Consider the following 21,539-nt stretch of genomic DNA (forward strand, 5'->3'; position numbering starts at 1 on the left):
CCTGCTATGAGGCATGCTAACAAACACATGTTCAGGTTGAATAAGTGTATAGCAAGAAAGGTTACAATGATTTTACAAGAAGATATGTTAATTCTCTCAAATGAAAACATTAGTCCACGTGTCTATAGAATGGCACTTAAAGGGGAGCTAGTACTAGATATCACAGGACCCGATCAATTTTTACACCTTCGCGTTCCTAGTCCTGATAAAGTATTACGCAGACCAATCTCTATTTCAGAGTACGATAAAGAAAACAAGTGTTGTGTGATCATCTATCGTGTCGAGGGAGATGGACTCGCTACCGTATCCCAGATGACGCCTGGTCAAAGACTAGACGTGATGGGACCACTTGGTAATGGCTTTGATATATCGCTGCCATTTCCACAAAAAAAAGCTTTAATCATTGGCGGAGGAATTGGAACACCACCTTTAGTAGGGTTAGCAGAAGCATTAACTAGCCAATCTATTTCAGTGACTGTCCTTTTAGGATTTGCCCAAAAATCAGCCGTGATATTAGAGCGTGAATTTAGTGCCGTATCTGATAAACTTGAGATCGTGACTGATGATGGCTCATATGGTAGACAAGGTAATGTGGGGCTTTTAATGGATGAGTTGGATGTCATGAGTTATGATGCAGTGTATGCTTGTGGCGCAACAGGAATGTTAAGAGCTGTTGCGAGTCGAACAGCGACACATCCAAACGCCTATATCTCGATGGAAGCGCGTATGGCGTGTGGTATGGGAGCTTGTTATGCGTGTGTTGTGCATGTTGCAGCAGATGAAACAGGTCAAAAATCATTAAAAGTATGTGATGAAGGGCCAGTATTCAAGGTCGGTGAGGTGGTAATATGACAGATAATAGATTAGCCATTAAGCTACCAGGACTTGATCTTAAAAACCCGATTATTCCTGCGTCAGGTTGTTTTGGGTTTGGACAAGAATACGCAAAATATTATGATTTGGACCGTTTAGGCTCAATCATGATTAAGGCAACAACTGCCCAAGCGAGATTTGGTAATGCGACACCTCGTGTTGCAGAAACGCCATCAGGGATGTTAAACGCAATAGGCCTTCAAAATCCAGGTGTAGATGCAGTTATTGCAGAAAAATTACCTTGGCTTGCATCAAATTTTCCCAATTTGCCTATCATTGCAAATGTTGCAGGCTTTTCAAATGAAGAGTATGCAACCGTTAGTAAAAAAATATCGCGTGTTCAAAATGTCACAGCGATTGAACTAAATATTTCATGTCCAAATGTCGATCACGGCAACCATGGTTTATTAATTGGTCAAGTTCCTGAACTAGCTTATGCAGCAGTAAAAGCAGCAGTATCTGTATCAGAAGTCCCAGTTTATGTTAAATTAACACCATCGGTTTCAGATATCGGTATCGTTGCCAAAGCTATAGAAGATGCTGGGGCTACAGGGTTTACGATGATTAATACATTAGTTGGGACACGGTATAATTTGCAGACAAGACAGCCCATTCTTGCCAATGGCGTAGGCGGCATGTCTGGTCCAGCTATATTCCCGGTTGCCTTAAAGTTAATTCGTCAGGTAGCGCAGCAAACAAGCCTACCGATTATCGGTATGGGTGGTGTAGATTCTGCAGCAGCAGCATTGGAGATGATGATTGCGGGTGCTTCGGCAATCGGTATTGGGACAGCTAATTTTACAGATCCATTTGCTTGTCCTAAAATAATAGATGAACTCCCAAATGTTATGGATAAATATGGGATAACAGATTTAGCAAGTTTTGTAAAAGACTGTCAGGAGGAAATACGTGGGTAAATATACAGAAGATAGACCAGTGATTGCGATGGACTTTCCTGGTATGAGTGAAGTGAAAGCATTTCTTGAACAATTTGATAAAGCAGAACAGCTTTATCTTAAAGTCGGTATGGAGTTATTTTATGCTGCAGGTCCAGATGTAATTAAATATATCAAATCTTTGGGACACGATGTATTTTTAGATCTTAAGTTACATGATATTCCAAATACAGTTAAATCTGCTATGCGCGTGATTCGTCATCTTGATGTTGATTTGACAAATGTTCATGCTGCTGGCGGTGTAGAAATGATGGCAGAAGCATTAGATGGCCTTGCAGGGACAACTAAACTGATCGCAGTAACACAATTAACCTCAACGAGTGAAAAACAAATGCATGACTTTCAAAATATACAAACGAGTTTGACAGACTCAGTCATCCATTATGCTAAAAAAACACAAGAAGCGGGTTTAGCAGGCGTTGTCTGTTCAGCTCAAGAAGTTGAAATGATTAAAGCAGCAACATCAAAAGCGTTTATTTGTTTGACACCAGGGATTAGACCAATTGGTGCAGCGGTTGGTGATCAGAAACGTGTGATGACACCAGCAAAAGCTAGAGCAATTGGCAGCGACTTTATCGTAGTGGGTAGACCAATTACCCAAGCAGAAAAACCTAATGAAGCCTACAGCCTGATAAAATCGCAATGGCTGTCTTAAACTAATTTAGTAGTTATTTTTAGTGAAAATTCTTTTGTCTACTATAGTATGATATCTCTTGTAAATACCATTAATTTTTGGTAAGATTGGAGATATAATGAAAAAGAAATAGTGAGATTTTTAATAATGGCGACTTATAATTTTACACCCAAAAATATTTATGATGCAGAATTTGATCTAAAAATGAGAGGTTACGATAAAGATCAAGTTAATGAGTTACTTGACCAAGTAATCGTTGATTACGAAACTTTTCAAGATGAGATTCTTTCTTTGAAAGAAGAGACAGAGTTTTTGAAGAAAAAAATCCAAAAACTTGAAACAACACCACACGTTGCTGTGTCAGAAAATACACAACGATTTAACCCAATCACTTCAAGCATTACTGAGGAGGTGACTAGCGGTGCTCGTGTGACAATGAAATCAGCAAATAATTTTGATTTGTTAAAAAGATTAAATCGATTAGAGCGTGCTGTTTTTGGACCTCAAGCACAACCTGTAACGTCTACAGTTGAAACTGAGACTGCAGAATAAACTAAACAGGTAGTATAATCGACATTAAGAACCAGTTTTTGGATAATTGCGCAGTTTCTTGGGTAACCTTGTGAACTGTGAGGAAAGTCCATGCTCGCGCGGGCTGAGATTGCCCGCAGTGTTTGTGCTAGGCGAAACAATAAGCCTGGGTAGGTGTGTCAGACCTAACGGCTGAATTTTAGCTAAGTTTTCTTAGAAAATATGCGACCAATTCTGTAAAAGTGCCATAGAGACGAGTTGCTTTGGAAACATAGCAAGTGGAACGTGGTAAACCCCTCAAGCGAGCAACCCAAACTTATGGTAGGGGCACTTGTCACGCGGAAATTGAACGTACGATGAGGTTAAACAAAGCATAGCTTTGAGTTAACAGACAGATGATTATCGAAGGTTAATTGAGAAATTAACTGGAACAAAACATGGCTTATAGAAAACTGGATGACAGGGGCTGGAGCGTAAAGCTCCAGCCCTTTTACAATACTATAGTGGTATGATAGAGATATAGAAAAGATAAGATGAAAAATAACTTTAAACTAGTCGCAACTGCGGCAGCAGGGCTTGAGAGCTTGACTGCTAAAGAATTACGAGATTTAGGTATAGAGGTCACTTTAGATGATCGTTCTCGCGTACTTTTTTCTGGGGATAAAACAACCATTGCAACTGCAAATCTTTGGTTAAGGACTGCTGATCGCGTAAAAATTATAGTGGGCGAATTTCCTGCAAAAACTTTTGATGAGTTATTTGAAGGTGTTTATGCTTTAGAGTGGGAAGACTTGCTACCTTTTGGTGCAAAATTTCCTATTGCTAAAGCAAAAGCAGTTAAATCTGATTTGCACAATGAGCCAAGTATTCAAGCAATCACGAAAAAAGCAGTTGCCAAAAAATTACAAGAACATTACCATAGACCAGAAAATGTACCTATTCCTGAGACGGGAGCTTTATTTTCGATTGAAGTTGCTTTACATAAAAATGTCGCGACGATCATGGTCGATACAACAGGTGAGTCTTTATTTAAACGTGGTTATCGTGTTGATAAAGGTGGGGCACCGATCAAAGAAAATATGGCTGCTGCAATTATCATGTTGACAAACTGGCGAGCAAATATGACACGTCCGTTTGTAGATCCGACTTGTGGATCTGGGACATTTTGTATCGAAGCTGCTTTGATTGGGATGAATATCGCACCTGGATTTAATAGAGACTTTGCTTTTGAAGCATGGCCTTGGTTTGAGTCTGAGATTTTTGAGAAGGTCTGTGAGCAAGCAGAGAGTCAAGCTAACTATGATGCTGTCCTGGATATTTCAGGGTTTGATGTTGATGGTAGAATGATCAAAATCGCCCAAGAAAATGCACTTGAAATTGGCCTTGATGGTATTGTTAGCTTTAAGCAAATGAGATTACAAGATTTCCATACAGAAAAGTTAGATGGTGTATTGGTTTCTAACCCACCTTATGGTGAACGGCTTGGAGATGAAGCAGCAGCTTTCCAATTGTATCAAGAAATGGGAGAGACTTTCAAACCGCTTGAAACTTGGAGTAAGTATATACTGACGAGTGATTTAGCTTTTGAAGCACATTATGGTAGTAAGGCAACAAAAAAACGCAAATTGTACAACGGTAGATTACGAACAGATTTATATCAATATTTTGGTAAGAGAATAAAATAATATGGCTAAAAAAAAGAAGCAACCCAACTTTAAAGAGAAAACGATAGCGCTAAAAGATGCTAAATCGCTAACGGTAGAACAGTTGTCTGAAAAAACAGATGCCCTAACGATGCAAAATAAAGATAATGAAAGCTCGTTAGATAAATATATACGAGAACATCGTTCTGAGATTGAATCAGCTAAAAAAGTTCGGTTAGAAAAAACGATTGAAGCTGCTACTGCATTGGATACTTTTGTTAAAACTGTCAGAGATGATGCGACTAGCACTGAAAAAACTGATAGTGATCCTGTTCAAGTCGGCACAGATAAACAACAGAGTGCACTTATCTCTCAAGAGTCAAAAGAAGCAGAGATACAAGAAAATCCTGTCTCATCAGATGAAGCTACTAAATCAGTAGACGACCCCTCTAGTAATGAGCTTGAGGAGGACACTACTATAGCAACATCGGTTATCCCGTCTGATGACAAAGCACAAGCATTAGAGACTAAGGAAAGTGATACTGACCTTCCTGACGGACAAGACGCCTATGATCACGTGACATTAGCAGATGATGCCGCACAAAATGAATCAGTGTCATCTGATATAATAGACTCACCAGATGAGAAAGTTATTACCCCTGATTTGGATGATGCATCTGAAAAAGAGGGTGAAGTCATTTCACAAGCACCAGTTGTGCTATCTGCAAACTCAGATGTCGTTGATGAGCCCATAACAGACGACACTAAAGATGATATCGTTAGCAAAGCACCAGTGGTTTTAGCTGAAGAGCCTGCAAAAAGTTATAAAAAACCAATAATTATTGGGGTATGTGCCCTAGTATTATTAACAGCTGGTGGGTTAGTTTGGCATAATCACAATCAATCTAAACAAAAAGCTGCTGAGACCGCTAAACAGTCTTCTCAACAAAAATCTGAAGAAGCAAAGCAGTTAAGCAGTTTTAATCAAAAATATGCTGCATTCTTTATGGACGATGCGCATACTAAACTGAAAAACGGACAATTCTCTAAACTTAGTGAATTAGAGAGTGAGCTTGATAAGTTGTCTGCTCATCCTGATTATCAGTCGCTAAAAACTAAAGTAGCTGCGCTAAAAACTGAGATCAAAACGATTCAAGACATCAATAATCAGTTTAATAAAGCTGTTGTGACGGATGGTAATCTTGATAAAACGGCCGAGGTAAAAGACGGTGTCACATTAAGCTATACAGCGACTGAAAATGATACGCTAAATAACCTCTTAAAAGCAGCTGTAGCACAAGGACAAGCTCAACAAGCAGAAAAAGCTGCTGCGGCAAAGGCTGCTGCAGAAAAAGCAGCAGCTGACAAGGCAGCCGCCCAACAAGCAGCTCAGGCACAAGCAGCACAAAATAATGCCAATGCACAAGCTAGTGCTACCCCAGCAAATCCAGCAACACCTTCTGGTGCGACGACTCCTAGTGGCACGACTGGATCTGGCTTATCTACAGCACAATTTCAAGGACAGTTCCCAACGATTCCACTTCAAACAAGTAAATCTAGAGTACCAGTAGACCCAAATGCTGATTTATCAAATCCTGCTTTTGGCTGGGCTGATGGGATTAAAGACTTAGTACTTGGCAAATGTCGTCAACGTGGCTATATTTCTGGAGATGCTTATATTCTTTTACCTGCTAGTATCCAAAAAGGCAATGGCTATTATAACCTTTACAAACCTGATGGGACATATCTTGTTTCAATCAATTGTAAAACAGGTTATTTTGTTGGAAATGCTGCTGGTCATGCCGATAATTTAGACTATTAAAGACCTTACTGGCTAAAAACATTAACTAAAAATGTTTGCTTGTGACAATCAATTTCTGATTGAACCTATCGATATGGGATTATAATCCGAACATTAAGGTGGAAACTGCTATAAACTGGCAGTTTTTTTGTTCTTTTTAGGTCTAGGTAAGTTATGATAGTCATATAATACTTGGATAAATAATAAAAATCTAAGATGATGTCATATAACTTTAAAAATAGGAGAATAAAATGAGTGACAAAAAGCTGTTAATGTATGAAGGCAAGGCAAAAAATATTTATAGTACCGATGATGAGCAACTAGTCATTGCTGAGTATAAAGATCAAGCTACAGCATTAAATGGTAAAAAGAAAGATCAAATTTCAGGTAAAGGAGCCTTGAACAATCAAATTACAAGCCTCATTTTTCGTGAATTGAATCGACATGGTATCGAGACTCATTTTGTTAAACAAATTTCTAAAACCGAACAATTAAATACTAAAGTAGAGATTATCCCCTTAGAAGTCGTTGTCCGCTATTATACGGCTGGCTCTTTTTCAAAACGCTTTGATTTAGCAGAAGGGATTAAATTTAAAACACCTCTTGTTGAATTTTATTATAAAAATGATGCATTAGATGACCCATTTATAAATGATGAACACGTGAAATTCCTAGAAATTGCGACAGATGAAGAAATTGCGATTTTAAAAGAAAAAGCATTAGCAGTTGGTGCAGTATTGACTGAGCTTTTCTCTCAGATTGAGCTTAAATTAATTGATTTCAAACTTGAATTTGGTAGATTACCTGATGGTCGTATTATTTTAGCAGATGAGATTTCTCCAGATACGTCACGCCTTTGGGATGCAGACAATAACCATGTAGATAAAGATATTTACCGTCGTGATTTAGGTGATATTATCCCAATTTATCAACGTGTACTTGATGACTTACAAACAAAATTTGAGGGGAAATAATTTCGTGAAAAAACGTATTTTTGTTGCTAAAAAACCTGAGTTCAATGTAAAAAATCAGTCATTATTGCGTGAATTGCAACACAATCTACAACTGAAAACTTTAACATCAGTGAAGATTGTACAAGTTTATGATGTGTTTCATGTTGCAGATGAGTTGTTAGCGACTGCTGAGAGAACCATTTTTTCTGAGCATGTGACAGATGATATTTTAAGCGAACAAGCAATTCAACAAGCGCTTGTAGACAGTAAGTTTTTTGCGATTGAAGCATTACCTGGACAATTTGATCAGCGTGCGAGTTCTGCACAAGAAGCATTATTTTTGTTAGGTGCTGATCAAGAGGCAAGTGTCAAAACAGCCCAATTATACTTATTAAATGACTCATTAGCAGATCATGAATTTGAGCAAATCAAGCATTATCAGCTAAACAGTGTTGATTCACGTTTTAAAGATATCACACTAGCTATTCATGATGAACCAATTGCAGATAAAACAGATGAAATCCCTGTATTAGACGGATTTATTAACTTTAGCGAAAGCGACATCATAGCTTTACACACTAGCTATGCGTTAGCAATGGAAGTAGCTGATTTGTTATGGATTCAAGATTACTTCAAACAAGTGAAGAGAGATCCTTTTGAGACTGAGTTGAAAGTATTAGATACTTACTGGAGTGATCACACACGTCATACAACATTTGAAACTGAACTAAAATCGATTGATTTCTCAAAATCAAAATTTGCAACACAACTTCAAGCGACATATGATAAATATCTGATGATGCGAAAAGACTTAAAACGTGAAGCAAAACCAACGACATTAATGGAATTGGCGACGATTTTTGGGCGTTTTGAACGTGCGAATGGTCGCTTAGATGACATGGAAGTATCTGATGAAATCAATGCTTGTAGTGTTGAAATAGCAGTTGATGTTGATGGTGTTAAAGAGCCTTGGTTGCTTATGTTTAAAAATGAAACGCATAATCATCCTACAGAGATCGAACCGTTTGGTGGTGCCTCAACTTGTATTGGTGGTGCGATTCGTGATCCTCTGTCAGGTCGTGCGTATGTTTATCAGGCGATGCGTATTACGGGTGCTGGCGATATTACGGCGCCAATCTCAGATACACGAACTGGTAAGTTACCACAACAAGTGATTTCTAAAGGCGCAGCTCATGGCTATAGCTCATATGGTAACCAAATCGGTCTTGCGACGACTTACGTTAAAGAATATTTCCATCCAGGATTCGTGGCTAAACGCTTAGAAACTGGTGCTGTGGTAGGTGCTGCACCTAAAGAAAATGTCCTACGATTAAAACCTGAGGCTGGCGATGCGATTGTGATTTTTGGTGGCAAAACTGGTCGTGATGGTGTAGGTGGTGCAACTGGATCATCTAAAGTACAAACAAAAGAAACTGTTGAAACAGCAGGTGCAGAAGTACAAAAAGGTAATGCCATAGAAGAACGCAAAATCCAAAGATTGTTTAGAAATCCTAAAGTAACACAACTGGTTAAGAAATCTAATGACTTTGGTGCGGGTGGTGTCTGTGTCGCGATTGGCGAATTAGCTGATGGTGTAAAAATTGATCTCGATAAAGTGCCTTTAAAATATCAAGGCCTTTCAGGAACTGAAATAGCGATCTCAGAATCTCAAGAACGGATGTCAGTTGTCGTTGCATCGCAAGATGTTGCCCAATTCATCGCGGAATGTGAGAAAGAAAATATCTTGGCCATTCAAGTTGCAGAGGTAACTGAAAAAGCTAACCTCACGATGGTTTGGAAAGGCAAAACAATCGTTGATATCGAACGCTCATTCCTTGATACTAATGGTGTCAGAGTCGTTGTTGATGCAACGGTAGTAGATTCGGATCTAGCAGTACCGTTTAACCAAACAACAAGTACTGAACAGTTATCTGAAGACTTGACGCAGTTATTCTCTGATATGAATTTTGCTTCTCAAAAAGGGTTACAAACTATTTTTGATAGTTCAATTGGTCGCTCGACAGTGATTCAGCCGATCGGGGGACGTTATCAGCTAACGCCTGCTGAAAGTTCTGTCCAAAAATTACCAGTCTTAACTGGTGTGACCAATACTGTATCGCTCTTATCTCATGGCTATAATCCTGAGATTGCATCATGGTCACCTTATCACGGTGCAGCATATGCTGTGATTGAAGCGACTGCTCGTTTGGTCGCAACAAATAGTGATTGGACTAAAGCACGTTTTTCTTATCAAGAATATTTTGAGCGTATGGATAAACAAGCTGAAAGGTTTGGTAAACCACTTGCTGCCTTACTAGGCTCTATCGAAGCACAAGAACAATTAGGCTTACCATCTATTGGTGGTAAGGATTCTATGAGTGGGACGTTTGAAGAGTTGACAGTGCCACCGACCTTGATCGCATTTGGTGTGACAACATCTGAAGCTGATCGTATCTTATCACCAGAATTTAAAGCGGCAGATGAATATATCTACTACATTCCTGGTGTATCGATTGCTGATACGATTGATTGGGAACGTGTGAAAGCGAACTTTAACTTAGTTTCTCAGTTGCAAGAAAAGTATGACATCACGGCAGCCATCTCTACTAAAGCTGGTGGATTTGGCGAAGCCATAGGATTGATGACATTTGGTAATCGCCTTGGTGCAACTGTTGAGATTGCGAATATTGGTGACGTGATTAAAGCGCAGTATGCTGGGTTTATTGTCACATCACCTGATGAGATCTCTGAACTACAAGCAATTGGAAAGACAACTGCAGCTTATGAGTTGACGATTAATGGCGTTGTGCTATCAGCTAGTGAGTTACAAGATAGTTTTGAGCGTCCATTAGCTACAGTCTATCCAACGTTATTTGAACAATCTCAAGAATTGGCAGTAGTTGCAACAACTCCTTCAAACTCGCAAATTAAGCCAAGCCAAGTTGTTGAGAAGCCTGTTGTTTATATACCTGTATTTCCAGGTACGAACTGTGAGTATGATACAGCGAAAGCGTTTGAAGCAGCTGGTGCGGTAGCTGAAATTGTACCATTTAAAACAATGGCGATAGCAGCATCTATAAAAGAGATGGTTGCACACATCGCTAAAGCAAACATTCTGATGTTTGCAGGTGGATTCTCAGCAGCTGACGAACCAGATGGCTCAGCTAAGTTCATCGTTAATATCTTATTAAATGCTGAGGTTAAAGCCGCAATTGATGCGTTTATCGCGCGTGGTGGCTTGATTTTAGGCATCTGTAATGGATTCCAAGCACTCGTCAAATCAGGTCTGCTACCTTATGGTGAATTTGATCAATTAACCAATGACTCTCCTACACTTTTCTATAACGATGCCAATCAACACGTGGCCAAAATGGTTGAAACAAAAATTGTGAATACCAACTCACCATGGTTGTCTAAGGTTTCAGTCGGCGATATTCATGCCATCCCAATGTCTCATGGTGAAGGTAAGTTTGTTGTGACACCAGAAATGTTTGATGAGCTAAACAAAAATGGTCAAATCATTACACAGTATGTTGATTTTAATGGTAATGCGACTATGGATTCTGCCTATAATCCGAATGGATCAGTAGGTGCAATAGAAGGAATCATTAGTAAAAATGGTCAAATTCTAGGTAAGATGGGACATTCTGAACGTTACGAATCTGGCTTATTTAAAAACATACCAGGGAATAAAGATCAAAAATTATTTGAAAGTGCAGTCGCTTATTTTAAAGCTAAGGCATAACAAGTAGATATGCTAGATGAAAAAGACAATCTGATGATTGTCTTTTTTCTTTTTTGGTCTAATTTTATTACCAAGTAATACGCATTCAGTACACAAAGATAGTAAAACGATAGGAGTGATGGACTCATGTATCATGCACTAAGTAGTGTTTTCAAGACAATAAAAAAAGCATCAGCTTCGATGCTTTTTTTATTGTTAGTCTAATGCTTTTGCTACACCATCAAGCATGAGTTGTGTTGATTGAAGCCCACCACCACTTAAATACCAGAGAGTAGGATCAAGATCGATGACTTTTTTATTTTTACTTGCATTCGTTTGTTTAACGAGTTCATTACTTGCAACGAGTGTTTCTGTTGTTTTACCACTAAGTGCTTTAGTTCTATCGACAACAAAGAGTACGTCTGGATTTTTTTCAAGTACATATTCATAAGATACTTGTTGCCCATGTGTTGAGGCTTTGATTGTTTTATCTACTGAGTTAAAACCAAAGACATCGTTAACGATTGCATAGCGAGATCCTGGACCAAAAGCAGCTAATTGACCTTCATTTGATAGGACAGTTAATGTAGATAGGTTAGCTTTTTGGGCTTTCTCTTTAACCGCAGCTATATTTTTTTCTAACGTCTCAACTTGTTTAGTTGCCTCAGTTTCTTTACCATAGATATTAGCAAGTGTCATGATGTTAGCTTTAGTAGACTCCCAAACTTTAGCATTATCTACTCCTAGGTATAGGACAGGTGCAATTTTTTCTAAGTCTTTTTTGAAGCTTTCTTGACGCGCAGAAATAATGATGAGATCAGGCTGTACAGCATTTATTTTTTCTAAATCTGGTTCTTTCAAACCGCCCGCACTCTCAACTGATTTGAATTCACTTAAATAAGGTGGTAAGTTTTTAAGCGCTACAGCAGCGACTGATTTACCTTCACCAAGTGCGTTGATAGTATCGAGTGAGCCATTATCAAATACAACGACTTTCTTAGGGTGTGTTGGGACAGTTAGTTTTTTACCTTTAGCATCTGTCACCTCAATTTTTTTAGGTTCAGATTTTGTTGTCTGTGATTGTTTAGCGTTGTCAGCGTTACTCTCTTTTTTAGTGCCACAAGCAACAAGTAATGTTGTGACAACAAGTGCACCTGCAAAAACAGTGATTAATTTACTAAATTTCATATATAGGTTTCCTTTAATTAATATAATGTGTTAAGTGATTAATAGTGTTTGTGTATGTGTATTAAAAATAGAGACAGAATTTCTTGCCATCTATTTCTTTGATACGAATGGACATATCGTATAAAGGATTTAAAATCTCTTCTTTAATGATATGAGATGTCTCATCATGGGCAAAAATTTTACCAGATTTCATGGCAACAATCTCATCTGCAAAACTAGCCGCAAAATTAATGTCATGTAAAACGATAATCACTGTTTTACCATATTTTGTGACTAGGGTTTGAAGTAATTGCATCATTTGAACAGCGAAGTTCATATCTAAATTATTCAATGGTTCATCCAGTAGAATAAACTCAGTATCTTGTGCTAATATCATAGCGATATAAGCACGCTGTAGTTGACCGCCTGAAAGCGTCTGAATATTTTCTTGTGCTAACTCAGTTAAGCCAAGTTGCGCAATAGATAACTTGATTTTATCTTTGTCAGTTGGCGTTAGATTCCCTTTACTATAAGGAAATCTTGCAAAAGCAACCAATTCGTAAACAGTGATGTTCATATTCAAATGATTCATCTGTTTTAAAATAGACAACTGCTGTGATAATTCTCGAGTTTTAAAAGATTTCAAATCTTGTCCATTGAGATAGATTGCTCCTGTTTCTGTCGCGATTAATCTGCTCATGGTTGTCAGGAGTGTTGATTTTCCAGCACCATTAGGGCCGATAAAAGCTGTTAATTTACCTTTTTTGATTGTTAAATCAATCTCATCTAAAATTGTTTTTTTACCAAAAGACTTGGATAGCCCTTCTATTTTCATCTTGTATGTCCATTTCTCTTATATAGTAGTTGACCGATAAAATAGCACCCACCAGTAAATTCGATAATAATATTTAATGTTGTATTAAAGCTAAAGATATGTTCCACTAAAAATTCACCAAATACTAGCAATAAGATAGCGATGAAACTACCAGTCAAAAAGAGCGTGCGATGTCTGTAGGTTTTAGCTACTTGGTAGCTGATTGTGGCAACGATAAAGCCTAGAAAACTTGTTGGTCCAACCAAGGCAGTAGAAATCCCAACTAAGGCAGAAATAGCGAGTAGGCTCATTAGCTGTAAGTTCTTAAGCTCAATGCCAAGATTGATTGCATGGTCATTACCGAGAAGTAAGATATCTAGTTGAGGAGCTAACCACCATAAAAATAGGCAAATTAGGCCCACCATGATAGCTGCTATGAGCAGATGATCTGCCTTAACATTACTGAAACTAGCAAAGAGTTTAGCTTGCAAGTGATCATATTCATTTGGATCAAGTAAAACTTGTAAAAAGCTACTGATATTGCCAAAAAAAGTGCCCAGAATCATACCAATCATCAAGAATAGAAATAAGTTATGTTTAAACTTTTTTAGCAGAGAAAACGATAAGACTGTGCTGACTGACATCATCAAAGCGATAGATAAGAAAAAGTTACCAAGGCTAGAAAGAGAGGCTAAGTTATGTGTACCTAGGATAAAGATAGATAGCGTTTGTAGCATGACATAGAGCGAATCCATCCCTAGGATTGTAGGCGTTAATAATCTATTTTGTGTGAGTGTTTGAAAGCTAATCGTGGCAAAGCTACACGCGATACCAACGATAATAAAGCCTAGTAGTTTTTTTAAACGTAAGCTAAGTGCGAACTCGAGATTACCAAACGTATGGTAGGTCAAAAACAAGGCACAGATAGCGATGATCGCCACGATCAAAAATAGATAGGTTAATTGACGTTTCATCCCCTTTGTCCTCGTCCTTCTTTTAGTAATAGCCCTATAAAGCAGATACTACCCAAGATGCCAACAATCAAACTAGTTGAAATTTCATAAGGTGCAATAATTGTTCGACCTATAATATCACAGATGATGAGAAAGGTAGCGCCAAAGTAAGCAGTCAGCGGTAGATTTTTTTTCATCTGATCACCAAATTTTAAGGTGACAAGGTTTGGCACAACAATCCCTAAAAATGGGATACTACCGATACTGACCAGTACGATACTTGATGTTAAAGCAACAATAGCAACCCCAAATAACCGCATCTTTTCATATGAAATCCCTAAGTTTGTTGTCATTTCTTGACCAGTGGCTATGATCGTAAATTGATAGGCAAACACATAAATTAAGATGAATAAGGGAACTGACAGATAAAGTAGCTCATAAGAGCCACGCATGACGATGGAGAAGTTACCTTGCAACCAAGAGGTCATGTTTTGCATGAGTTGATATTGAAAAGCAAAGAAACTCGCAATACTGCCGATAATATTACCAAACATGATGCCAATTAGTGGCAACATGATATTAGACTTACTCACCACATAACGAGAGACGAGTAAAAATAACAAGGTCCCTAGAAAGGCAAAAATGAAGGCAATGCCCATTTTTGTTAAGCTATTCGCATGAGGTAAGCAGATCATGACAAAGACGATGCCTAGTTTAGCACTATCTAAAGTGCCAATAGTATTAGGGGATACGAATTTATTTTGCATGATATTTTGCATCATAAGACCTGATACGCTGACACTTGCTCCAGCAAGCATTAAGCTGATTGTTCTAGGTAATCTAGAAGCGAGTAACACAAGATGTTGCTGACTTGTCCAAGTATTGATATCAAAAGGTGGCACGTCAACTAATCCTATAAAAATAGATGAAAAAATGAGTCCGATAAAGAAGATTATCAAGATTATTTTTTTTAACATGATATTTCCTTTCGACTCAATTTCTTTTTTTTGTATCTTATCAAGTAGAGGCCTCTACTTATATTTTTTGTATGTCAAAAAGTTTTGACATTTATAATTAAATCATAAAATATCGAGATTTACAATAGTTTCTGAATATTATGAAAAAAACAAAGTTATAGACCTAATATTTTCGTATATAGATAAGAGGTGAAAAACGATGTATGAGATTATAGAAGCAGATTATCCGATGTTACCAAGAGAACGCTTGATGCTGTTTGGAGAAGTGTCTCTTTCTGACCAAGAATTACTAGCCATATTACTGCGAACTGGTACCCCAAAGATTTCTGTAGTAGAGTTAGCTGGAAAGCTTTTAAAACACTTTGTGACATTGGAAAGTTTTAGACGTGCCAGTATAGAGGAGCTGATGACGATATCAGGCATAGGAATAACAAAAGCAGTGGAGATCAGAGCGATGATAGAGCTTGGTAAAAGGATTCAGACTACTGAGAGAACTAGATATGGGAAAATTACAGGATCTAGAGAATTTGCGGATGGCTTAAGTGATGAGATGTCAGACTTTGACCAGGAGCATCTTATCGCTGTTTATCTAGATGGTAAACATAAAATTATCAAGAAAAAAACGATTTTCGTGGGCACAGTTAATTCATCCACAGCAAATCCTAGAGAGATTCTACACTTTGCTGTTAAAACATTAGCAGTTAGTATCCTCGTTGCGCATAACCATCCTTCTGGAGATCCTAAACCATCCGAGGCAGATCTGGTTTTTACTCAGCAGATTGCGGCTGCTTGTGATCTTATGGGAATTCAGTTTGTCGATCATTTAATCATTGGTGATAACTGTTATTTTTCATTCCAAGAGCATGCGCTGTTATCCTAAATTTAGTTTAGTTTTACACGAGCTTACTCATAAAAAAACGACGTATTAAAAAGATAATAGGTCGTTTTGAGTTGATGATAGTCACGATATGAAGTTATAGATTAAAGACTGCATATCTAAAAAATCCTAAATCTTCTGGGCGTACATTATACATAAAATCTGGGTGCCATTGCACACCTAGAAAACGGATGGCAGGATCGTGAGATTGAACAGCTTCTATAACATGATCACCGATAGACGTAGCGATGACTGATAACTGTGGTGCAATTTTTTTAATACTTTGACGATGAAATGAATTAACGTGTGCACGTAAACCGTATACCTGATCCAGTGGTGAATGTTTTTTGATCATCACATCATGTGATATTTTGGTACTCGGTAATTTCTGCCAATGATTTGGTGTATGTTGGTTTAGTGAACCACCTAGGGCAACATTTACGAGTTGCATACCACGACAGACACCTATAATCGGTTTGTTTTGCTTGATTGCTTCGTTGACAAGGGCAATTTCAAAAGCGTCACGCTCACGATTGTAGTCAACAGATTCAATCGTTTCAACTTCGCCATAAAATTCAGGTGCGACATTTTGCCCACCTGCCAAGATGAGTTTGTCAATCATGGATACATAACGCTTGGCATTTGTCGGATCTCCTATGGGGATCATGAGAGGTAAGCCACCAACGAGTTGTACAGCTTTGATGTAGCCTGAAGGGTTGTATGAAATGGCCATATTACCCATATCAGTACCAGCATCTCGTCTTTCGTTTGCGGCAACACCTATGATAGGTTGTAAATTTGTCATATTACTGATTTGATGCTTTCTTATCTTGCATAAAGAATAGAAGGGTTTGCAATTCACTAGTCAAATCAACTGATTGTACAGTGATATCATCGCTAACTTCTAATCGTCTTGGTGTGAAATTTAAGATGCCTTTAATCCCAGCATCTATTAAAATATCGGCAACTTCTTGTGCACGGTCACTTTGAACTGAGATGATTGCCGTCTCAATATTTGTGTCTGCCAGATTCTTCTTAATATCAGAAATATTATAAACAGGCACACCATCTTCAGTTTTAGTGCCTACAAGAGGATTACCTGCCACATCATAAGCTTGTGTGATTCTCATCTTATTTCGATCATGAAAACGATAATGAATCAAAGCACGTCCTAGATTACCTACACCAACAAGTGCAATATTTGTTTCAGCTGAATCGCCTAATAAATTACTAAAAAAGTTACGTAAAGCAACTGTATCATAGCCATATCCACGTCGCCCCAGTTCACCAAAAAGTGAGAAATCTCGTCTAACAGTCGCTGAATCAACGCCCAGCTTTTTAGCAATCTCTTGAGAATTTGTGCGGTCTACTTTATCTGCCACAAGTTGCTTAAAAATACGATAGTATTGTGGTAATCGTTTCGCTGTAGCCTTCGGTAACTCTTCATTAAATTTTGTTACGACCATGATCAATGGCACCCCCATAAAGTATTTTGTGAATATATTACCAAATGTTTGTGAAGTTGTCAAACAAATTGCTCGGCGGTTAGATAAAAACGGTTATTTATGATAGAATAAATATATGATTTTACTACAAGGAAACAATATTGCGCGAACTTTTGGTGCAGATATATTATTTGAAAATATAAATTTTACAATACAAGATAATTCACGTGTATCTCTTGTGGGTCGCAATGGTGCTGGTAAATCTACGTTATTAAAAATAATAGCAGGTGTAGAGAGTGCGAGTCGCGGTGAGGTATCAAAAACTAAAAATTTGAGCATGTCTTATTTGGCTCAAGAACAAGCGTTTTCATCTGATCTGAGCATATATGACGAGATGTTAAGTGTGTTTAAAGAGCAGATTGCTCAAGAAAAGGCCTTACGCCAGATGGAAGCTGAGATGGGTGAGTTATCTGGCGACGCATTAGATAGTTTGATGACGCGTTATGATACAGCAACAGAATCATTTCGACAAAATAAAGGCTTTACTTATGAATCTGATATCAAGAATGTGTTAAATGGGTTTAAATTTGACCAATCGTTTTGGACTCGTCAGGTAGCAAGTTTATCAGGTGGTCAGAAGACGAGATTAGCTCTAGCGAAAATCTTACTTGAAAATCCTCAACTGCTTATCTTGGATGAACCAACCAATCACCTTGATATTGATACTTTACTGTGGTTAGAAAACTACTTGAAAAACTATAAGGGTGCGATCTTAATCGTCAGTCATGATCGCTATTTTTTAGATAAAGTCACGACTGAAACCTTAGAATTATCTCGTGGAAAATTAGACAAATATGCAGGTAACTATAGCCGATATATTGATCTAAAAGCTGAGAAAGTTGCATCTCAAGCCAAACAATACGAGAAACAGCAAAAAGAAATTGCCAGTTTAGAAGACTTTGTGAATCGCAATCTTGTTCGTGCTTCAACGACAAAACGTGCCCAGTCTAGACGTAAACAACTTGAAAAAATGGACCGACTAGATCAACCAGTGGGACAAGACAAATCAGCGCATTTTACTTTTTCTCCAGCTATTGTATCTGGAAATGTTGTATTGAGCGTCACTGACGGTGCGATTGGTTATGACAAACAAGTGCTTGCTAGTCCGATTAATCTTGATGTCCGTAAATATGATGCGATTGCAATTGTAGGGCCTAATGGGATAGGAAAGTCCACGCTAATCAAATCAATCGTTGGTAAACATGACTTGATCGATGGGGAGATTAAGCAAGGTAGTAATGTCATGATGGGGTACTATGATCAAGAACAACGAGATTTGACAGCTTCGAATACGGTCATTGAAGAACTCTGGCAAGCACACACATTAACACCAGAAGTAGAGATTAGAAATCGCCTTGGTGCTTTTCTCTTTTCAGGTGAAGATGTCAAAAAAGTCGTTGGGATGTTGTCTGGTGGTGAAAAGGCAAGACTGTTATTGGCTAAATTATCGATGGAAAACGATAATTGTCTAGTGTTAGATGAGCCCACTAACCACTTAGATATTGATAGCCGAGAAGTATTAGAAAATGCTTTAATCGATTTTGATGGGACACTTTTATTTGTCAGTCATGACCGGTATTTTATTAACCGAGTTGCAGATAAAGTATTAGAGATATCTGCTGAAGGTAGTCGCCTTTACTTGGGAGATTATGATTATTATCTTGAAAAAAAAGCTGAAGAAGCTGAACTTGAGATGTTGGAGGAGAGTACAGCGATTGAAGTTAGCATCCCAACCAAATCGACTAGCTATCAAGAATCTAAATTAGATCAGAAACTTCGTAGAAAACTGAGCAGAGAAGTGGCTGAATTAGAAAAAAAACTCAGCCAGCTGGATGAGAAAATTCATCAGCTGCATACAGAGATGATAGCGGCATCTGAGGACTTTGAAGCCTTAAATAAGCTCCAACAGACCTTAGATACTGTGATGCATGATAAAGACATGGCTGAAGAATCATGGCTTGAAAAGTCAGAAGAACTTGGCGATTAAGTCATATCTGCTGGGGTAGTTCTGTTCCAGTTGACTAGCGTTTGCTAGATATCTTGCGCAGTGCGTAAAGGATATCTAGATATAGTCATAAAAATCGTGTTTATTTATGATAAAATAATATGAGATTAAAATTTGAAAGAGAGAACATTATGCAAAATTTATCACGTGATATTGCCAAGGATTTACTAGATATCAAGGCGGTTTTTTTACAGCCTAAAGACCCTTTTACATGGGCAAGTGGTATTCAGTCTCCTATTTATACAGATAATAGGATTACGATTTCTTATCCAGAAGTACGCCGTAGAATTGCTGAAGGATTTGCTGCGCGTATTCGTGCTGAATTTCCAGATGTAGAGGTTATTGCAGGTGCTGCTACCGGAGGCGTCCCTCATGCAGCATGGGTAGCTGAAATCCTAGATTTACCGATGGTTTATATTCGTGCTAAAGCTAAAGATCATGGTGCTGGTAATCAAATAGAAGGCCGGATTGTTAAAAATCAAAAAATGGTCATCATTGAAGATTTGATTTCAACTGGTGGGTCAGTTATTGGTACTGCTGAAGCAGCACGCCGAGAAGGTGCAGATGTTTTAGGTGTTGCAGCAATTTTCACATATGAATTACCACGTGGGATTGAGAACTTTGAAAAAGCGAATCTACCTTTGATTACGTTATCAAACTACTCTGATTTGATCGAAATTGCTAAAGTCATTGGTTATGTTAATGCAGATGAGTTACAATTACTGAAAAAATTTAAAGAAAACCAAGTAACTTGGCAAGATTAAGTCAATAATAACGCCTATCCAATATAGAAAGAGCCTATCATGATACTCATAAAAAATGGACGACTTATAGATCCTAAAACACAATTTGATGCAGTTTGTGATCTTTTAATTGAAGATGACAAGATTATTGAAATCGGTGAAAATTTATCAGCTGAAGATGCTAAAATCATTGATGCGACTGGTAAAGTGATTGCTCCGGGATTAATTGATGTGCATGTTCATTTTAGAGAGCCTGGACAGACGCACAAAGAAGATATACATACTGGATCACTCGCTGCTGCAAGAGGTGGATTTACGACAGTTGTGATGATGGCAAATACAAATCCTACTGTCTCAACTGTTGAAACACTAACAGAAGTTTTAGAGTCTGCAGCACGTGAAGATATTCATATTAAAAGTGTTGCAACGATTACTGATAAGTTTGATGGTCAAACACTAACAGATTTTGAGTCTCTGCTCAAAGCAGGAGCCGTAGGCTTTTCGGATGATGGGATACCGTTTACAGATGCCTCTAAAGTCCGTGAAGCAATGCGATTAGCAGTAGCTAATGATACAGTTTTATCTTTACATGAAGAAGATCCCCAGTTGACAGACGTTTTGGGTATCAACGATGGCGCTATAGCGCACAAATGTGGTGTAACAGGTGCGCCAACAGTATCTGAGTATAGTATGGTAGCGCGTGATGCAATGTTGGCGTTAGACACTAAAGCGCGTGTGCATTTTCAACATTTATCTGCAGGAGAATCTGTGGATGTTGTTAGATTTGCAAAATCACTAGGTGCTAATGTCACTGCAGAAGTCACACCACAGCATTTTTCGATTACTGAAAATGCTATCTTGACACACAACACGATGGCTAAATTAAATCCGCCACTGCGACGTGAGTCAGATATTGCAAAATTAATCGTTGGCTTGCAAGATGGTACGATTGATGTCATTGCGACAGACCATGCACCACACACACTTGCTGAAAAAGACCAAGCAATCACTAAGGCACCATCAGGTATGACTGGGTTAGAAACATCTCTATCACTTGGTCTCACACATCTAGTAGCGCCTGGTCACTTAACATTGATGGCATTACTTGAAAAAATGACTGTTAACCCTGCAAACCTCTATGCGTTTGATGCAGGCTACATTGCAGTAGGTGGACCAGCTGATTTAGTGATTTTTGATGCAGAAAAATCTGCCGTGGTTAGCAATGATTTCGCTTCAAAAGCTAGTAATTCACCATTTGTGGGAGAAACACTACAAGGGATCATTACGCATACGATTTGCGATGGTCAGATTGTTTATCAGGCATAAACAGATGAGTAACTTTCTCTTTGGGAGATACGCTAGTAACAAAGTAAAAAGGATATA

Annotated in this window: 18 protein-coding genes and 1 other RNA gene; 13 read left to right on the forward strand and 6 right to left on the reverse strand. The window is 38.1% G+C overall.

Annotated features, from left to right (window positions below):
• Nucleotides 1-66 precede the first annotated feature (66 nt).
• From RU87_RS05510 to RU87_RS05550, 9 genes are all read left to right on the forward strand, one after another.
• A complete protein-coding gene (locus RU87_RS05510) occupies nt 67-852 on the forward strand; it encodes a dihydroorotate dehydrogenase electron transfer subunit (protein WP_068162155.1) in 786 nt (261 codons plus the stop codon).
• On the forward strand, nt 849-1,790 hold the full coding sequence (locus RU87_RS05515; protein WP_068162158.1) for a dihydroorotate dehydrogenase: 942 nt from the start codon (nt 849-851) through the stop codon (nt 1,788-1,790). The genes RU87_RS05510 and RU87_RS05515 overlap by 4 nt, the downstream gene beginning before the upstream one ends.
• Entirely contained in the window at nt 1,783-2,484 is a 702-nt protein-coding gene (gene pyrF / locus RU87_RS05520; protein ID WP_082782157.1) for an orotidine-5'-phosphate decarboxylase, read from the forward strand. Before RU87_RS05515 ends, pyrF begins: the two co-directional genes overlap by 8 nt.
• A 126-nt stretch (nt 2,485-2,610) precedes the next feature.
• Nucleotides 2,611-3,015, forward strand: coding sequence for a cell division regulator GpsB (gene gpsB, locus RU87_RS05525; RefSeq protein ID WP_068162161.1), 405 nt, complete (start codon nt 2,611-2,613; stop codon nt 3,013-3,015).
• Nucleotides 3,016-3,049: 34 nt separating this feature from the next.
• Nucleotides 3,050-3,444: RNase P RNA component class B (gene rnpB / locus RU87_RS05530), an RNA gene on the forward strand.
• 83 nt (nt 3,445-3,527) lie between these two features.
• Nucleotides 3,528-4,679, forward strand: coding sequence for a THUMP domain-containing class I SAM-dependent RNA methyltransferase (locus RU87_RS05535; RefSeq protein ID WP_068162163.1), 1,152 nt, complete (start codon nt 3,528-3,530; stop codon nt 4,677-4,679).
• A 1-nt stretch (nt 4,680) separates the two neighbouring features.
• Nucleotides 4,681-6,459 carry a cell division site-positioning protein MapZ family protein gene (locus tag RU87_RS05540; RefSeq protein ID WP_068162166.1) on the forward strand — a complete coding sequence of 593 codons (1,779 nt, stop codon included), beginning with the start codon at nt 4,681-4,683 and terminating at the stop codon, nt 6,457-6,459.
• Nucleotides 6,460-6,689: 230 nt separating this feature from the next.
• Complete coding sequence (gene purC, locus RU87_RS05545; RefSeq protein WP_068162169.1) at nt 6,690-7,412, forward strand: phosphoribosylaminoimidazolesuccinocarboxamide synthase; 723 nt, start codon at nt 6,690-6,692, stop codon at nt 7,410-7,412.
• 4 nt (nt 7,413-7,416) lie between these two features.
• Complete coding sequence (locus RU87_RS05550; RefSeq protein WP_068162473.1) at nt 7,417-11,136, forward strand: phosphoribosylformylglycinamidine synthase; 3,720 nt, start codon at nt 7,417-7,419, stop codon at nt 11,134-11,136.
• 195 nt (nt 11,137-11,331) lie between these two features.
• Here the strand turns inward: RU87_RS05550 and RU87_RS05555 are convergent, their stop codons facing one another.
• From RU87_RS05555 to RU87_RS05570, 4 genes are all read right to left on the reverse strand, one after another.
• The gene (locus tag RU87_RS05555; protein WP_068162172.1) at nt 11,332-12,303 is read right to left on the reverse strand and encodes a siderophore ABC transporter substrate-binding protein; all 972 of its coding nucleotides are present in this window, start codon (nt 12,301-12,303) and stop codon (nt 11,332-11,334) included.
• A gap of 61 nt (nt 12,304-12,364) precedes the next feature.
• The gene (locus RU87_RS05560; protein WP_068162175.1) at nt 12,365-13,117 is read right to left on the reverse strand and encodes an iron ABC transporter ATP-binding protein; all 753 of its coding nucleotides are present in this window, start codon (nt 13,115-13,117) and stop codon (nt 12,365-12,367) included.
• On the reverse strand, nt 13,114-14,070 hold the full coding sequence (locus RU87_RS05565) for an iron chelate uptake ABC transporter family permease subunit (protein ID WP_068162178.1): 957 nt from the start codon (nt 14,068-14,070) through the stop codon (nt 13,114-13,116). The genes RU87_RS05560 and RU87_RS05565 overlap by 4 nt, the downstream gene beginning before the upstream one ends.
• Complete coding sequence (locus tag RU87_RS05570) at nt 14,067-15,026, reverse strand: ABC transporter permease (protein WP_068162181.1); 960 nt, start codon at nt 15,024-15,026, stop codon at nt 14,067-14,069. Before RU87_RS05570 ends, RU87_RS05565 begins: the two co-directional genes overlap by 4 nt.
• A 199-nt stretch (nt 15,027-15,225) precedes the next feature.
• On the opposite strand from RU87_RS05570, the gene radC reads away from it, so the two are divergent.
• Complete coding sequence (gene radC / locus RU87_RS05575; protein ID WP_068162184.1) at nt 15,226-15,906, forward strand: RadC family protein; 681 nt, start codon at nt 15,226-15,228, stop codon at nt 15,904-15,906.
• A gap of 94 nt (nt 15,907-16,000) precedes the next feature.
• Here radC and RU87_RS05580 read toward each other — a convergent pair whose 3' ends face one another.
• Nucleotides 16,001-16,708: a gamma-glutamyl-gamma-aminobutyrate hydrolase family protein gene (locus tag RU87_RS05580; protein ID WP_068162190.1), complete on the reverse strand. Its 708-nt coding sequence runs from the start codon at nt 16,706-16,708 to the stop codon at nt 16,001-16,003.
• Nucleotide 16,709: 1 nt separating this feature from the next.
• Complete coding sequence (locus RU87_RS05585; RefSeq protein WP_068162195.1) at nt 16,710-17,369, reverse strand: redox-sensing transcriptional repressor Rex; 660 nt, start codon at nt 17,367-17,369, stop codon at nt 16,710-16,712.
• A gap of 115 nt (nt 17,370-17,484) precedes the next feature.
• Between RU87_RS05585 and RU87_RS05590 the strand changes: the two genes are divergently transcribed.
• The 3 genes from RU87_RS05590 (at nt 17,485) to RU87_RS05600 (ending at nt 21,482) form a co-directional block, all read left to right on the forward strand.
• Nucleotides 17,485-19,395 (forward strand): ABC-F family ATP-binding cassette domain-containing protein, encoded by a 1,911-nt coding sequence (locus RU87_RS05590; RefSeq protein WP_068162198.1) that lies wholly within the window; start codon nt 17,485-17,487, stop codon nt 19,393-19,395.
• A gap of 149 nt (nt 19,396-19,544) precedes the next feature.
• On the forward strand, nt 19,545-20,177 hold the full coding sequence (gene pyrE / locus RU87_RS05595; RefSeq protein WP_068162201.1) for an orotate phosphoribosyltransferase: 633 nt from the start codon (nt 19,545-19,547) through the stop codon (nt 20,175-20,177).
• 39 nt (nt 20,178-20,216) lie between these two features.
• Complete coding sequence (locus RU87_RS05600) at nt 20,217-21,482, forward strand: dihydroorotase (RefSeq protein ID WP_068162204.1); 1,266 nt, start codon at nt 20,217-20,219, stop codon at nt 21,480-21,482.
• Nucleotides 21,483-21,539: the final 57 nt, after the last annotated feature.

Origin of the sequence: Pseudolactococcus plantarum, assembly GCF_002441715.1 — a bacterium.
GTDB lineage: Bacteria > Bacillota > Bacilli > Lactobacillales > Streptococcaceae > Pseudolactococcus > Pseudolactococcus plantarum.